The organism is Kitasatospora sp. NPDC049258, from assembly GCF_040678895.1.
In the GTDB taxonomy this organism is placed as follows: Bacteria; Actinomycetota; Actinomycetes; order Streptomycetales; family Streptomycetaceae; genus Kitasatospora.
The window spans coordinates 1-17,365 of sequence record NZ_JBFAQT010000010.1 but is presented as its reverse complement, the minus strand read 5'-3'; the positions used below and the strand labels follow the sequence as shown (position 1 = coordinate 17,365).

At 77.1% G+C, this 17,365-nt stretch carries 2 protein-coding genes; both read left to right on the top strand.

What is annotated here, in order from left to right:
• The first annotated feature begins 45 nt into the window (after nucleotides 1-45).
• The gene (locus AB0K43_RS11075) at nucleotides 46-12,576 is read left to right on the top strand and encodes an amino acid adenylation domain-containing protein (protein ID WP_363638199.1); all 12,531 of its coding nucleotides are present in this window, start codon (nucleotides 46-48) and stop codon (nucleotides 12,574-12,576) included.
• The coding region (locus AB0K43_RS11070; protein ID WP_363638197.1) for an amino acid adenylation domain-containing protein at nucleotides 12,573-17,365 on the top strand (4,793 nt) is incomplete at its 3' end. The genes AB0K43_RS11075 and AB0K43_RS11070, both read left to right, overlap by 4 nt.

Sequence of the window (17,365 nt, the reverse complement as noted above, 5' to 3'; positions counted from 1 at the left end):
GCCGAGGCGCTCGGCGGGGCCGCACAGATTCGGGAAGGGCCGACCATGTCAGAGGCGAGCACCGGGACCACGCAGGCGGAGCCGATCGCTCCGCAGGAGCTGACGGCGGCCCAGGCCGGCGTCCTGGCGGCCCAGCGGATCGACCCCGACAACCCGGCCTACAACGTCGGCCAGTACGTCGAGATCGACGGCCCGCTGGACCCGGACCTGCTGGAGGCGGCGCTCGGCCGGGTGCTGGCCGAGGCCGACGGCCTGCACGTGCGGCTGACCGAGCACCAGGGCCGCACCCACCAGCTGCCCATCGGCTTCGACGCCGCGGCCTTCCGGCTGCCGCGCCTGGACACCAGGGGCGCCGCCGACCCGGTCGCGGCCGCCACCGACCTGGTCCGCGGCCAGCTCGCGGTGCCCACCACGTTGGAGGGCGAGCAGGCCGGCCCGCTCACCGGTGCGCTGCTGGTCCGCACCGGGGAGCACCGCCACCTCTGGTACCAGTGGTTCCACCACCTGGTCGTGGACGGCTACAGCGTCGCCCTGCTCACCCGCCGGGTCGCCGAGGTCTACACCGCGCTCAGCCGCGGCACCGAGGTCCCCGCCAGCCCGCTGCGCCCGGTCGGGCTGCTCGCCGGGGCCGAGCGGGCCTACCTCGCCTCCGAGCAGGCCGGCACCGACCGCGCCTACTGGCAGGCCCGGTTCGCCGACCGGCCGAAGGTGGTCGGCCTCACCGAGCAGAGCGCCCCGGCCGGCCCCAGCGCCCTGCGCCACCGGATCGAAATCCCCGCAGCCGACTCCGCCACCCTGCTGGCCGCCGCCCGCGCCGCCCGGACCACCTGGGCCGAGGCCGCCCTCGCCGCCGTCGCCGGCTACCTGCACCGGATGACCGGCACCCAGGACGCCGTCCTCGGCATGCACTTCATGGCGCGCACCGCCCCCGGCACCCTGCGGGCGCCCGGCATGGCCGTCAACATCCTCCCGGTGCGGCTCGCCGTCACCGGCGCCGACACCTTCGAGCAACTGCTCGGCCGGGCCGCCGCCGAACTGCGCGACGCCCGCCGCCACCAGCTGCACCGCGGCGAGGAGATCCGCCGCGACCTCGGCCTGATCGGCACCGACGACCGGCTGCACGGCCCGCTGCTGAACCTGAAGCCCTTCGACCTCGACCTGGACTTCGCCGGCATCCCCGGGCGCACCGTGAACCTGGCCTCCGGCCCGGTCGAGGACCTCTCGGTCTCGGTCAGCAAGACCCCGGACGGCCTGCTGGTGCTGGAGTTCGACGCCAACCCGGCGCTCTACACCGCCGCCGAACTGGCCGCCCACGCCCGGCGCTGCGCCGCTCTCGCCGTCCGGCTCGCCGCCGACCCGCGGCGGCCGCTGGCCGCCCTGCGGCTGCTCGCCGACGCCGAGTGGGAGGAGGTCCTGCACAGCTGGAACGCCACCGACCGCGAGGTGCCCGAGGGTACCCTGGTCAGCCGGATCTCCGAGCGCTGCGCGGCCACCCCGGACGCCGTCGCCGTGGTCTTCGAGGGCGCCGAACTGACCTACCGCGAGCTCGCCCGGCGCTCCGACGAGCTGGCCCGCACCCTGCTGACCGCCGGGGCCGGCCCCGACCGGGTGGTCGCGGTCGCCGTGCCGCGCTCCGCCGAGCTGATGGTGGCGCTGCTGGGCGTGCTCAAGTCCGGCGCCGCCTACCTCCCGCTGGACGCCGACTACCCGGCCGACCGGCTCGCGTACATGGTCGAGGACGCCGCGCCGGTCCGCGTGGTCACCGTCGCCGGCCTGCTGGAGCGGCTGCCCGCCGCGGCCCGCACCGCCGCCCTGCTGATCGACATCGACACCGACACCGACACCGCCGCCGACAGCGCCGCCGACGCCGACACCGCCGCCGGACAGGACAGCGACACCGACACCGCCGCCGAGCAGGCCGCGCTGCCCGCACCGGCGCCCGACCACGCCGCGTACGTGATCTACACCTCGGGCTCCACCGGCCGCCCCAAGGGCGTGGTGGTCACCCACCGCGCCATCGTCAACCGCCTCGCCTGGATGCAGCACGCCTACCGGCTCGGGGCCGACGACCGGGTGCTGCAGAAGACCCCGGCCAGCTTCGACGTCTCGGTCTGGGAGTTCTTCTGGGCGCTGTGCGAGGGCGCCTCGGTCGTCCTGGCCCGCCCCGAGGGCCACAAGGACCCGGCCTACCTGGCCGCGCTGATCGCCGAACAGCGCGTCACCACCCTGCACTTCGTGCCGTCCATGCTGCGTGCCTTCCTGGAGGAGCCGGCCGTCGCCGAGCACTGCACCGGCCTGCGCCGGGCGTTCTGCTCCGGCGAGGCGCTGCCCGGCGACGTGGTGGACCGCTGGTACGCCGCGCTGCCGGCGGTGCCGCTGCACAACCTGTACGGCCCGACCGAGGCCGCCGTCGACGTCACCCACCACCGCACCGAGCCGGCCGCCGGCGTGGTGCCGATCGGCCGGCCGGTCTGGAACACCCGGCTGTACGTGCTGGACGCCGAGCTGCGCCCGGTGCCGGTCGGCGTGCCCGGCGAGCTGTACCTCGCCGGTGTCCAGCTGGCCCGCGGCTACCTGGGTCGCCCCGGCCTGACCGCCGGCCGCTTCGTCGCCGACCCGCACGGCGGGCCCGGCGCCCGGATGTACCGCACCGGCGACCTGGTGCGCTGGGCCCCCGACGGCACGGTGGAGTACCTCGGCCGCACCGACGACCAGGTCAAGGTCCGCGGCTTCCGGATCGAGCTCGGCGAGATCGAGGCCGCCCTGGAGGCGCTGCCCGGCGTCCTCCAGGCCGCCGTGACGGCCCGTGAGCTCACCGCGGGCGGCGCCCGCCAGCTGGTCGGCTACCTGGTCCCCGCCCCCGCCGACGCCGAGGCCCTGCGCGCCGAGCTGGCCCGCACCCTGCCCGAGCACATGGTGCCCGCCGTGCTGATGGGGCTGGACGCGCTGCCGCTCAGCCTCAACGGCAAGCTCGACCGCAAGGCGCTGCCCGCCCCCGTGCCCGCCGGCGAGGACGGCGGCCGTGCCCCGCGCACCGAGGCGGAGCGGGTGCTCGCCGCCCTGGTCGCCGAGGTGCTCGGCCTGCCCGCGGTCGGCGTCGACGACAACTTCTTCTCCCTCGGCGGCGACAGCATCTCCGCCATCCAGCTCGGCAGCCGCGCCCGCAAGGCCGGCTTCGAGATCACCCCGCGGGTGGTCTTCGAGCGCCGCACCGTCGCCCGGATCGCCGCCGTGGCCGAGGAGCTGCGCGCCGCCGACCGGTCCGCGGCCGGCCCGGTGGAGGCCGCCGTCGGCACCCTGCCCGCCACCCCGATCAGCTCCTGGCTGCGCGAGCGCGGCGGCCCGATCGCCCGGTTCAGCCAGCACACCGTGGTCACCCTGCCCACCGGCGTCGACCACGACCGCCTGGCGGCCGCGCTGGCGACCCTGACGGAACACCACGACGCCCTGCGGATCCGGCTGCGGGTCGACGAGGACGGCAGCTGGCGCCAGGAGATCCGCCCCACCTCCGCCGCCACCGGGACGGCCCTGCGCCGGATCGCCGTCACCGCCGACGAACTCGACGCGGCCGCCGCCGTCGAGCGGGAGGCCGCCGTCGACCGCCTCGACCCCGAGCGCGGCACCGTGCTCCAGGCCGTCCACCTGGACGCCGGCCCCGACACCCCCGGCCGGCTGGTGCTCGCCGTGCACCACCTGGCGGTCGACGGCGTGTCCTGGCGGATCCTGCTGCCCGACCTCCGGGCCGCGTACGAGGGCCGCGCGCTCGACCCCGTCGGCACCTCCTTCCGGGCCTGGGCGCTCGGCCTGGCCGAGGCCGCCACCGGCGACGCCGTCCGCGCCGAACTCCCGTACTGGCAGGCCGTGCTGGCCGACGGCGCCGGCCCGCTGCTGGGCGATCGCCCGCTCGACCCCACCCGGGACACCGCGGCCACCGCCCGCCGGCTGCGGCTCACCCTGCCCGCCACCCGCACCGCGCCGTTGCTGACCACCGTGCCCGCCGCCCACCGCGCCGGCGTCGACCACGTGCTGCTCACCGGCCTCGCGCTGGCCCTGCTCGGCCGCCGCCGGGCCCGCCACGGCCAGCACGCCCGCGCCGACCTGCTGCTGCGCCTGGAGGGCCACGGCCGCGAGGACCAGCTGGTGCCCGGCGCCGACACCACCCGCACGGTCGGCTGGCTGACCAGCGAGTTCCCGGCCCGGATCGACCTGGCCGGGGTCGACCTGGACGCCGCCCGGGCCGGCACCGCCGCCGCCGGACACGCCCTGGCCCTGGTCAAGGAGCAGCTGCGCGCGGTGCCCGACGCCGGCGCCGGCTACGGCCTGCTGCGCCACCTCGACCCGGTCTCCGGCCCGGCCCTGACCGGCACCGAGGAACCCCAGCTGCTCTTCAACTACCTCGGCCGCTTCGCCGCCACCGGCGCCGACTGGACCGCCGCCCGCGAGGCGGGCGACGCCGTCGCCGCCGGCGCCGACCCGGCCCTGCCGGCCGCGCACGCCTTGGAGGTCGGGGCCTTCGTGCACGACGGCCCCGAGGGCGCCGAACTGGCCGTCAACCTGGTCTGGCCGCACGGCGTGCTCACCGAGGAGGCCGTCCGGGACATCGCCGAGCGCTGGTTCGAGGCCCTCGACGCCCTCGCCGCGTACGCCGCCGCCCCCGGCGCCGGCGGCCTGACCCCCTCCGACGTGCCGCTGGCCGCGGTCACCCAGCCCGAGCTGGACCGGCTGGCCGCCGAGCACCCCGGCACCGAGGACGTGCTGCCGCTCTCCCCGCTCCAGGAGGGCCTGCTCTTCCACGCCCTCTACCAGCGCGAGGAGGGCTCCGACGACCTGTACACCTCGCTCACCTCGCTGGAGCTGCGCGGCGCGCTCGACCGCACCGCGCTGCTGCGGGCCGTGGACGAGGTGGTCAACCGGCACACCGCGCTGCGCTCCGGCTTCACCAACTCCGGTGCGCAGCAGCCGCTCCAGCTGGTCGCCGCCCGCGTCACCGTCCCGTGGACCGAGCACGACCTGACCGCGCTGGACGCCGAGGCGCAGGCCGCCGCGCTCGCCGGGATCGAGGACGACGAGGCCTCCCGCCGCTTCGACCTGGCCCGTCCGCCGCTGGTGCGCTGCGCCCTGGCCGCGATCGGCCCGGGCCGCCACCGCCTGGTGCTGACCCGCCACCACATCGTGATGGACGGCTGGTCCACCCCGGTCCTGCTGCGCGAGCTGATCGCCGCCTACGGAGCCGGCGGCGACGGTGCCGCGCTGCCCGCCGCCACCCCGTACGCCGACCACCTGGCCTGGCTGGCCCGCCGCGACACCGCCGCCGACGCGGCGGCCTGGCGCGCGGCGCTGGCCGGTCTGGAGGCGCCGACCCTGCTCGCCGACAGCCTCGGCACCCCCGCCCAGGGCCCGGCCGCCGCCGGCCGCGAGCTGCACCTGCCGATCCCGGCCGGTACCGCCGCCGCGCTCACCGCCACCGCCCGCCGGCACGGCCTGACCCTCAACACCCTGGTCCAGGGCGCCTGGGCGATCCTGCTCGGCCGGCTCACCGGCCGCACCGACGTGGTGTTCGGCGCCACCGTCTCCGGCCGCCCCGGCGACCTGCCCGGGGTCGAGGCGATGGTCGGCCTGTTCAGCAACACCGTGCCGGTGCGCTTCGAGCCGCGGGACGCGGAGCCGGTCGGCGAGGCGCTGGCCCGCCTCCAGGCCCAGCAGTCCGCCCTGCTGGACCACCAGTACCTGGGCCTGGCCGACATCCAGGCGCTGGCCGGGCACGGCACGCTCTTCGACACCCTGCTGGTGTTCGAGAACTACCCGGTCGACCCCGCGCAGCTGACCGCCCGGGGCCTGGCGGTCGCCGGCATCGGCAACCGCGGCGCCACCCACTACCCGCTGACCGTCCTCACCCTGCCGGGCGAGGCCCCGCAGCTGACCGTGGAGTACCGCCCCGACGTGTTCACCGCCGAGCAGGCCGCCGCCACCGGCGCCCGCCTGCTGGGCCTGCTCGACACCATCGCCACCGCCCCCGAGACCCCGGTCGGCGCGCTGGAGATCCTGGTCGGCGACGAGCGCGAGACCCTGCTGGAGCGCTGGAACGACACCGCGCGCCCGGTGCCGGAGGGCACCGTGGTGGACGCCTTCGAGGCCCGCGCCGCCGCCACCCCCGAGCTCACCGCGGTGGTCTTCGGCGAGCAGCGCCTGAGCTACGCCGAGCTGGCCGCCCGGGTCGAGCTGACCGCCCGCCACCTCGCCGCCCTCGGCGCCGGCCCCGGCCAGGTGGTGGCGCTCGCCATGCCGCGCTCCGCCGACCTGGTCGCCGCGCTGCTCGGGGTCCTCAAGTCCGGCGCCGCCTACCTGCCGGTCGACCTGGACCACCCGGACGAGCGGATCTCCCTGATGCTGGAGGACGCCACCCCGCTGCTGACCCTCACCACCGAGGAGGTCGCGGCCCGCCACCCGGTGCTCGCCGCGCACGGCCTGGGCGCGGTGCCCGTCACCGGACTGGGCACCCTCGGCGCCGAACCCCGGCGCCCGCACGCCGACGACCTCGCCTACGTGATCCACACCTCCGGCTCCACCGGCCGCCCCAAGGGCGTCCAGGTGCCGCACCGCGGCCTGGCCAACATGCTGGAGCACCACGGCTCCACCGTGTTCGCCCGGGCGGTCGCGGCCGCCGGCGGCCGCCGGCTGCGCGCCGCGCACACCGCCTCGTTCTCCTTCGACTCCTCCTGGGAGCAGCTGCTCTGGCTGATCCGCGGCCACGAGCTGCACGTCTACGGCGAGGATCTGCGGCGCGACCCGCAGGCGCTGGCCGCCCGGCTGCTCGCCGACCGGATCGACACCCTGGACGTCACCCCCTCCTTCGGCCAGCAGCTGGTCGAGTGGGGCCTGCTGGACTCCGCCGAGCACCGGCCGCTGCTCTTCCTGGTCGGCGGCGAGGCCGTCGGCGAGGCGCTGTGGAGCAGGATCCGGGAGACCGAGGGCGTGCTCGGCCACAACTTCTACGGCCCCACCGAGTACACCGTCGACACCCTCGGCGCCGCCCTCGACGAGAGCCCGACCCCGTTCGTCGGCCGCCCGATCGGCAACACCCGGGTGTACGTGCTGGACGGCCGGCTGCGCCCGGTGCCGGCCGGCGTGCCCGGCGAGCTCTACATCGCGGGCCCGGGCCTGGCCCGCGGCTACGGCAACCGGCCGGCACTGACCGCGAGCCGCTTCGTCGCCGACCCGTTCGCCACCGGCGGCCGGATGTACCGCACCGGCGACCTGGTCCGGTGGCGCGCCGACGGCACCCTGGACTACCTGGGCCGCGACGACGACCAGGTGAAGATCCGCGGTTTCCGGGTCGAGCCCGGCGAGGTGGAGGCCGCGCTCGCGGCGCTGCCCGGGGTCGCCCAGGCCGCCGTGGTGGTGCGCGCCGACGGCGGGGTCAAGCGACTGGTCGGCTACGTGGTGGCCGCGCCCGCCGCCGGCGTCGAGGCCGGGGAGCTGCGCAAGGCGCTCGCCGCCCAGCTGCCCGAGTACCTGGTCCCGGCCGCGATCGTGCTGCTGGACGCGCTGCCGCTGAACGTCAACGGCAAGCTCGACCGGCAGGCGCTGCCGGAGCCGGCGGCCGCCGCGTTCGCCGCCCCCGCCGGGCGCGGCCCGCGCGACGAGCGGGAGGCCGTGCTGTGCGGCATCCTCGCCGATGTGCTCGGGCTGCCGCAGATCGGCGTCGACGACGACTTCTTCGCGCTCGGCGGCCACTCGCTGCTCGCCACCCGGGTGATCGGCCGGGTCCGCGCGGCGCTCCGGGTGACCGCCGCCGTCCGCGACCTGTTCGAGACCCGGACCGCCGCCGCCTTCGCCGCCCGGCTCGCCACCGCCGCGGCCGGCCGCCCCGGGCCGCTCGCCCGCCCCCGCCCGGAGCCGGTGCCGCTGTCGGCCGCGCAGGCCCGGCTCTGGTTCCTCCACCGGCTGGAGGGCGCGAGCACCGCGTACACCATCCCGTGCGCGCTGCGGATCGACGGCGCCGTCGACCCGGAGGCCCTGCGCGCCGCCTTCGGCGACGTGCTGGCCCGGCACGAGGCGCTGCGGACCGTCTTCCCCGACCGGGACGGCCGCCCGCACCAGCTGATCCTCACCCCCGAGCAGGCCGGAGTGCCGTTCACCGTCGAGGAGGTGACGATCCACCGGCTCGACCACGCGGTCGCCGCCGCCGGCGCGTACGCCTTCGAGCTGGCCGAGGAGATCCCCGTCCGGGCGACCCTGCTGAGCGCCGGGCCGCAGCGCCACGTGCTGAGCGTCGCGCTGCACCACATCGCCGGCGACGAGTGGTCCGAGGGCGTGCTGCTGCGCGACCTGGACCACGCCTACGCCGCCCGACTGTCCGGCCGGGCACCGGAGTTCGCCCCGCTCCCGCTGCAGTACGCCGACCACGCGCTGTGGCAGGCCGAGCTGCTGGCCGAGCAGGACGGGCCGGCCGCCGCGCAGACCCGCTACTGGACCGAGCGGCTGGCCGCGCTGCCCGCCGAACTCGCCCTGCCCACCGACCGGGCCCGGCCCGCCGAGGCCACCGGCCGCGGCGGCTCGGTGCGGCTGCGCCTGCCCGAGGAGCTGCACGCCGCGCTGCGCGCGTACGCCCGGAGCACCGGCGCCACCCCGTTCATGGTCACCCAGGCCGCGGCCGCGCTGCTGCTCGGCGGCTTCGCCGGCAGCACGGACGTGGCGCTGGGCACCCCGGTCGCCGGCCGCGCGGACGAGGCGGTGGAGTCCGTGGTCGGCTTCTTCGTCAACACCCTGGTGCTGCGGCACGACCTGGCCGGCGACCCATCCTTCGACCAGCTGGTCACCCGCTCCCGGGAGACCGTGCTCGGCGCGCTGGCCCATCAGGACCTGCCGTTCGACCGGCTGGTGGAGATCGTCAGCCCGGAGCGCACGCTCGGCCGCCACCCGCTGTTCCAGGTGATGGTCCAGCACCGCCGGGAGGCGGGCGGCCTGGACACCCTGCTGGGCGCCCGCACCGCGCTGCTGCCCGACCCGGTGCACGCCGCCCGCTTCGACCTCGCCTTCACCTTCGTGGAGTCCGCCGACGGTGCCCGCACCGACCTCACCGTGATCTACGCCGAGGACCTCTTCGAGCGCGCCACCGCACGGCTGTTCGCGGCCCGCCTGGTCCGGGTGCTGGAGCAGGCGCTGGCCGACCCGGCGCGCCCGGTCGGCCGGATCGAGCTGACCGCCGCCCAGGAGCGCCGGGGCCTGGCGGGGGAGTGGAACGCCACCGACCGGGAGGTCCGCGAGGGCACCCTGGTCAGCCGGATCGCCGAGCGCTGCGCCGCTACGCCGGACGCCGTCGCGGTGGCCTTCGAGGGCGCCGAGCTGAGCTACCGCCGCCTGGACGAGGAGGCCGGCCGGCTGGCCCGGGTGCTGGCCGCCGCGGGCGCCGGACCGGACCGGATCGTCGCCGTCGCGGTGCCGCGCTCCGCCGAGCTGATGGTGGCCCTGCTGGCCGTGCTGAAGTCCGGCGCCGCCTACCTGCCGCTGGACGTGGAGTACCCCGCCGAGCGGCTGGCCGGGATGGTCGAGGACGCCGCCCCGGTGTGCGTGCTGACCGTGCCCGAGCAGCTCGACGCGCTGCCCCGGGTGCCCGGGGTGCCGGTGCTCACGGTGGACGCCGACGGCCCGCAGGCCGAGCCGGTCGCGCCCGGACCGGACCACGCCGCGTACGTGATCTTCACCTCGGGCTCCACCGGCCGCCCCAAGGGCGTCCTGGTCAGCCACCGCGCCATCGTCAACCGGCTGGAGTGGATGCGGGAGGTCTACAGCGTCACCCCGGCCGACCGGATCCTGCAGAAGACCCCGGCCAGCTTCGACGTCTCGGTGTGGGAGTTCTTCCTGCCGCTGGTCAGCGGTGCCCGGGTGGTGCTCGCCCGCCCCGGCGGCCACCGCGAGCCCGAGTACCTGGCCGCGCTGGCGGCCCGGGCCGGCATCACCGCCACCCACTTCGTGCCGTCCATGCTCACCGCCTTCACCGGCGCGGCCGAGCAGGACCGTGCGATCCGGGAGGGGTTCGCCGAGGTGCGCCGGGTGTTCTGCTCCGGCGAGGCGCTGCCCGCCGCCGCGGTCGAGCGGTTCGCCGCGCTGTGGCCGCAGATCGAGCTGCACAACCTGTACGGCCCGACCGAGGCCGCCGTCGACGTCACCTACCACCGCGCCTGGGCCGGCGCCGGCGTGGTGCCGATCGGCCGGCCGGTCTGGAACACCCGGCTGTACGTGCTGGACGCCGAGCTGCGCCCGGTGCCGGTCGGCGTGCCCGGCGAGCTGTACCTCGCCGGTGTCCAGCTGGCCCGCGGCTACCTGGGCCGCCCCGGCCTGACCGCCGGCCGCTTCGTCGCCGACCCGTTCGCCGCGGGCGGCCGGATGTACCGCACCGGCGACCTGGTGCGCCGCCGGGTCGACGGCGAGGTCGAGTACCTCGGCCGCACCGACGACCAGGTCAAGGTCCGCGGCTTCCGGATCGAGCTCGGCGAGGTGGAGTCGGCGCTGGCCGCCGTGCCCGGCGTCGCCCAGGCCGCCGTCACCGCCCGCGCCCTCACCGAGGGCGGCGCACGCCAACTGCTCGGCTACGTCGTCCCGCAGGCCGGCGCCTCGGTCGGCGGGGACGCCGTCCGGGCGGCCGCCGCCGCCGTGCTCCCCGAGCACATGCTGCCCGCGGTGGTCACCGTGCTGGACGCGCTGCCGCTCAGCGTCAACGGCAAGCTCGACCGCAAGGCGCTGCCCGACCCGGGCCGCCAGGGCGCCCGAGCGGCCGCCGGTGCCACCGGCGCCGCCGGCCACAGCCCGGCGCGCGCCATGGCGAAGGTCTTCGCCGAGGTGATCGGCCTGCCCGAGGTCGGCGAGGAGGAGAACTTCTTCGCCCTCGGCGGTGACAGCATCGTCTCCATCCAGCTGGTCAGCCGGGCCCGCAAGGCCGGCTTCGAGATCTCCGCCAAGGACGTCTTCCAGCACCCCACCCCGGCCGCGCTGGCCGCCGCCGCCAAGGGCCTGCCCGCCCCGGCGGACCAGGGCCCCGCCACCCCGGCGGCGCCCGCCGTGGTGGACGGCGAACTGCCCGCGCTGCCGGTCGTGCACTGGCTGCGCGAGCGCGGCGGCCCGATCGACCGGTTCAACCAGTCCGTGCTGCTGACCACCGGGCCGGGGCTCCGCGAGGAGCCGCTGCGCCGGGCGCTGGCCGCCCTGGTCGCCAACCACCCGGCCCTGCGGCTGCGGCTGGAGCGCACCGACGGCCTGTGGACCGAGGAGATCCTGCCGCTCACCGCGGCGCCCGCCGCCACCGAGCCGGACACCCTGCGCCGCCTCGACATCGCTGCCGTTGCCGAGGCGGACCTGACCGCGCTGCTCGCCCGGGAGGCCGACGCGGCCGCCGCCGCACTGGACCCGGCCGCCGGCCGGGTGCTGCGCGCCGTCTGGTTCGACGCCGGGGCCGAGCGGGACGGCCGGCTGCTGCTGACCGTCCACCACCTCGCCGTGGACGGCGTCTCCTGGCGGACCTTGCTGCCGGGCCTGACCACCGCCTACGCCGCGCTCGCGGCCGGCCGCCGGCCGGTGCTCGAACCGGAGGCGACCACCCTGCGGGAGTGGTCCGAGCAGCTGCTGACGCACGCCCAGGAGCGCCGCCGGCTGGCCGAGACCGCCTTCTGGCGCACCGCCCTGGCCGGCCCGGCCGGGCCGCTCGCCCGGCTCGCCGCCGACCCCGCGCGGGACACCGTGGCCACCGTGCGCACCCTGCGCCGCACGCTGCCCGCCGACCGGACGGCGCCGCTGCTCACCGACGTGCCGCAGGCCTTCGGCGCCGGCGTGGACGACGTGCTGCTGGCCGCCCTCGCGCTCGGCGTCGCCACCGCGCGGCCCGGCGCCGCCCCGGCCGTCCAGATCGACCTGGAGGGCCACGGCCGCGGCGGCGGCGACGACGGCTCGCTCGCCCCCGACCTGGCCCGCACCGTCGGCTGGTTCACCACCGTGCACCCCGTCCGGCTCGACCTGGCCGGGCTCGACCCGGCCGCGGCGCTGGCCGGCGGGGAGGCCGCCGGCAGCGTCCTCAAGCAGGTCAAGGAGCAGCTGCGGGCGGCGCCCGACCGGGGCCTGGGCCACGGTCTGCTGCGTCACCTCAACCCGCAGAGCGCCGCGCTGCTCGCCGAACTCCCGCGCTCCCAGGTGCTGTTCAACTACCGGGGCCGGGCCGACGGTGCCGCCGGGCCGCTCGGCGGCTGGCCGCTCGCCCCGCAGCAGGAGCGCGCCGCCGTCGCCGCGGCGGCCGGGCCCGACCCGGCGATGGCCGCCGGCTACCCGCTGGAGATCGACGCGGTGGTCCAGGCCGGCCCCGACGGCCGCCCGGAGCTGGCCGTCGAGTGGAGCTGGCCGCAGGCGCTGCTCACCGAGGCCGAGGTGACCGCCCTGGCGGACGCCTGGTTCGCCGCGCTGGACGCGATCGCCCGCCACACCGCGGGCGGCGCGGCCGGCGGCGTCACCCCGTCCGATCTGAGCCTGGTCTCGCTGAAGCAGGCCCAGATCGACCGGCTGGAGTCCCGCCTGAAGAGGCGCCGCCGATGACCGGCCCCGCCGCCCGGCCCGACCACCCCGACCGTCCCGCCCCGACCCCCAGGACCGAGAACACCGTGATGAACGACTCCACCGCCCCGCTCGACGACACCCAGGCCCAGGCCCCGGCCTCGGCCGCGTCGGCCCTGGAGGACGTCTACCCGCTCTCCTCGCTCCAGGAGGGGCTGCTCTTCCACGCCCTGTACGACGACACCGCCCGGGACGTCTACGTCGTCCAGTCGCACCTGGACCTGGCCGGGCCGATCGAGACCGCCCGGCTGGCCGCCGCCGTGGACGCGCTGCTCGCGCGGCACGCCAACCTGCGGGTCGGCTTCTGGTACGAGGACCCGGAGGCGGTGGTCCAGTTCGTCCAGCGCGAGGTGGACACCCCGCTGCGCGAGGTCGACCTGACCGCCCTGGCCGGCGAGGCGCAGGACGCCCGGGTACGGGCCGTCATGGACGAGGACCAGGAGCGGCGGTTCGAGCTGGACACCCCGCCGCTGCTGCGGCTGTCCCTGCTGCGGCTGGGCGACGAGCGCTCGCGGCTGGTGCTGACCTGCCACCACCTGCTGCTCGACGGCTGGTCGATGCCGATCGTGGTGCGCGAGCTGCTGGCCCTGTACGGCTCGGGCGGCGACCCCTCGGTGCTCGCCCCGGTCCGCCCCTACAAGGACCACCTGGCGCTGCTCGCCACCCGCGACACCGCCGCCGCCGAGGCCGCCTGGTCCGCCGCGCTGGCGGGCTTCGAGCAGGCCCACCCGGTGGCCCCGGGCGCCGCCACCGGCACGGCCGTGGAGCCGGGCCTGGTCACCCGGCTGGCCGACACCGAGCTGTCCGCCGCCGTCGCCGGCGCCGCCCGCAGCCGCGGCCTGACGCTCGGCAACCTGGCCCACACCCTGTGGGGCGTCCTGGTCGGCTCCCTCACCGGCACCTCGGACGTGGTGTTCGGGACCACCGTCTCCGGCCGCCCGGACGACCTGCCCGGCTCGGCCGACATGGTCGGCCTGTTCATCAACACCGTGCCGGTCCGGGTCCGGCTCGCCCCCGGCGCCACCCTGGCCGGCACCGTGGCGGCCGTCCAGCGCGAGCAGGCCGAGCTGATCGCCCACCAGCACCTGGGCCTGGGCGCGATCCAGCGCCTGACCGGGGTCGAGGGCAGCCTCTTCGACACCCTGCTGGTGGTGGAGAACTACCAGGGCGGCGGCGACGCGCTCGTCGAGGCGATCGGCACCGCCCGGGGCCTGGCCGTCACCGGCCTCGGGGCCCGCGACGCCACCCACTACCCGCTCGGCGCGACCGTCCTGCCCGGGGCCGAGCTGCGGATCGAGGTCGAGTACCGCCCCGAGCTGTTCGGCCGGGACGAGGCCGAGCGGATCGCCGACCGGCTGCTCGCCCTGCTCGCCGCCTTCGCCGCCGACCCGGACACCCCGCTGGCCCGGCTCGACCTGCTCGCCCCGGCCGAGCGCGCCGCCCTGCCCGCCACGGTCTCCGGCGGCTCGCACACCGTCCCCACCGGCACCGTCGCCGACCTGTTCGCGGCCCAGGCCGCCCGGACGCCCGGGGCCCGCGCCCTGGTCGCCCCGGACCTGGCCGGCGGCGTCACCGAGGCGACCTTCGCCGAGCTGGACGACCGGGTCGACCGGCTGGCCCGGCTGCTGCTCTGCCGCGGCCTGGGCGCCGAGCGGATCGCCGCGCTGGCCCTGCCGCGCTCCGCCGACTCGGTGGCCGCGATCCTGGCCGTGCTGCGGGCCGGCGGCGCCTACCTGCCGCTCGACCTCGACCACCCGGACGAGCGGCTCGCCCTGCTGCTGGAGGACGCCCGCCCCGCCGTGGTGCTGACCACCCGCGCGGTGGCCGACCGGCTGCCCGAGGCCCCCGGCGCCACCGTGCTGCTGCTGGACGACCCCGCCACCGCCGCCGCCCTCGCGGCGCTGCCCGGCGGCCCGCTCACCGACACCGAGCGCGGCGGCCCGATCGACCCGGCGCAGGCCGCGTACGTGATCCACACCTCCGGCTCCACCGGCCGCCCCAAGGGCGTCGTGGTGCCGCACGCCGGGCTCGCCAACCTGGCGCACGACCACCTGAGCACCACCTTCGCCGAGGCCGCCCGGGCGGCGGGCGGCGGCCGGCTGAAGGCGCTCAACACCGCCTCGTTCGCCTTCGACTCCTCCTGGGACCAGCTGCTCTGGCTGATCGGCGGCCACGAGCTGCACGTCCTCGGCGAGGCCGACCGCCGGGACGCCGAGGCCGTGGTCGGCTACACCCGCGCCCACCGCATCGACGTGCTGGACAACACCCCGTCCTACGCCCAGCAGCTGCTCGACTCGGGGCTGCTGACGGGCGAGCACCGCCCCTCGGTGCTGCTGCTCGGCGGGGAGGCGCTGCCCGAGGCGCTGTGGAGCAGGCTGCGCGCCGAGGCGGGCGTCACCGCCCTCAACTACTACGGCCCGACCGAGTTCACCGTCGACGCGCTGCTCGCCGACCTCGCCGACAGCGCCACCCCGAGCATCGGCCGGCCGCTGCGCGGCGGCCGCGCCCACGTGCTCGACGCCCTGCTGCGGCCCGTCCCGGCGGGCGCCCGCGGCGAGCTCTACCTGGCCGGCGCCCAGCTGGCCCGCGGCTACCTGGACCGGCCCGGCCTGAGCGCGCAGCGCTTCGTCGCCGATCCGTTCGGCGAGCCCGGCAGCCGGATGTACCGCACCGGTGACCTGGTGCGCCGCCGCGCCGACGGCACCATCGACTACCTCGGCCGGGTCGACGACCAGGTCAAGATCCGCGGCTACCGGATCGAGCTCGGCGAGATCGAGGCCGTGCTGGCCGAGCAGCCCGGGGTCGCGCACAGCGCCGTACTGGTGCGCGCCGGCGCCGTCCAGCGGGTCGTCGCCTATCTGGTGCCCGCACCCGGCGCCGTCCTGGACACCGAGGCGCTGCACGCCGCCGTCGCGGCCCGGCTGCCCTCGTACATGGTGCCCTCGGCCTTCGCCGTGCTGGACGCCCTTCCGCTGACCGTCAACGGCAAGCTCGACCGCGCCGCGCTGCCGGACGACGCGCTGGACTTCACCGGCCTGGCCACCGGCCGCGCCGCGCGCACCGAGACCGAGCAGCTGCTCTGCGAGCTGTTCGGCGAGGTGCTCGGCCTGCCGCAGACCGGCGCCGAGGACGACTTCTTCCGGCTCGGCGGCGACAGCATCTCCTCCATCCGCCTGATCGGCGCCGCCCGCGCCGAAGGGCTCGCGCTCAGCCCGCGCGACGTCTTCGAGCGCCGCACCCCGGCCGCCCTGGCGGCGCTGGCCGACGAACGGGACGCCGCCGGGCAGGCCGCCGAGCCGCTCGAGCTGCCCGAACTGCCCGCCGCGACCGAGGCCGAGCTGGCCGTGGTCCGCGCGGCCGCCCCCGAGCTGGACATCGAGGAGCTCTGGCCGGTCTCCCCGCTCCAGGAGGGCCTGCTCTTCGAGGCCGGCTACGACGACCAGGCGCTGGACGTCTACACCTCCCGCGACGTCGTCGCGCTGACCACCCGGGTCCCGCTGGAGGTGCTGCGGTCGGCCGTCGCGGCGGTGCTGGTGCGCCACCCCAACCTCCGGGTCGGCTTCCTGCAGGACGGCCCGGACCGGCCCGTCCAGTTCCTGCCGCGCGCCGTCGACGTGCCGCTGACCGAGGTCGACCTCTCCGACCTCGGACCGGAGGCGTTCGAGACCGAGCTTGGCCGGCTCACCGACCGGGAGGCGTTCACCCGCTTCGACCTCGCGGCGCCACCGCTGCTGCGCCTGGTCTCGGTGCTCGCCCCCGGTGGCGGCCAGCGGATCCTGATCACCAACCACGCGCTGCTCTGGGACGGCTGGTCCTCCGGCCTGTTCCTGCAGGAGCTGCTGACCGGCTGCCAGCTCCGGCTGGGGCAGGGCGCCGCGCCCGCCGCCGAACCGGCGCCCGCCGGCCTGGCCTACCGGGACTTCCTGCGCTGGCTCGCCGCCCAGGACCAGGAGCAGGGCCGCGCCGCCTGGCGCGAGTCGCTGGCCGGCCTGGCCGAGCCGACCCTGCTGGCGCCGCAGGCCCGCGAGCGTGCGGCGGTGCTGCCCGAGGAGGTCACCGCCGACCTGTCGGCCGAACTGACCGAGCGCCTGGGCGCGTTCGCCCGCACCCACGGCCTGACCCTGAACACCGTGCTGTCCGGCGCCTGGGGCCTGCTGCTGGCCGGCCTCACCGCCCGGACCGACGTGGTGTTCGGCGCGACCGTCTCCGGCCGCCCCGCCGAGCTCCCCGGGATCGACGCCACCATCGGCATGTTCCTCAACACCGTCCCGGTCCGGGCCCGGCTGGACGGCGCCGAGAGCGTCGCCGCCTTCCTCACCCGGCTCCAGGAGGAGCAGACCGCGCTGCTGGCGCACCACCAGATCAGCCTCGGCGAGATCCAGCGCGGCACCGGCTTCGGCCGGCTCTTCGACACCCTCCAGGTGCTCCGCAACACCCCGGCCGACGAGGGCGTGCGCGACCGTATCCGCGAGGCCCTCGGGGTCCAGCAGGTGGTGGACGTGGACGCCACGCACTTCCCGCTGATCTTCATCACCAACCCTGGGCCGGCGCTCTCCTTCGAGTGGAAGTTCCGCCCGGACGTGTTCGAGCGCGACACCGTCGAGCAGCACGCCGAACGCCTGGTCGCCCTGCTCGGCCAGCTGGTCGACCGCCCGGGCCTGCTGGTCCGTGAACTCGACGTGCTGACGGTGCGGGAGCGGTCGTCGGTGTTGGGGGAGTGGGCGGCGACGGGTCGGGTGCTGCCGGAGGCGACGGTGGCGGATCTGCTGGC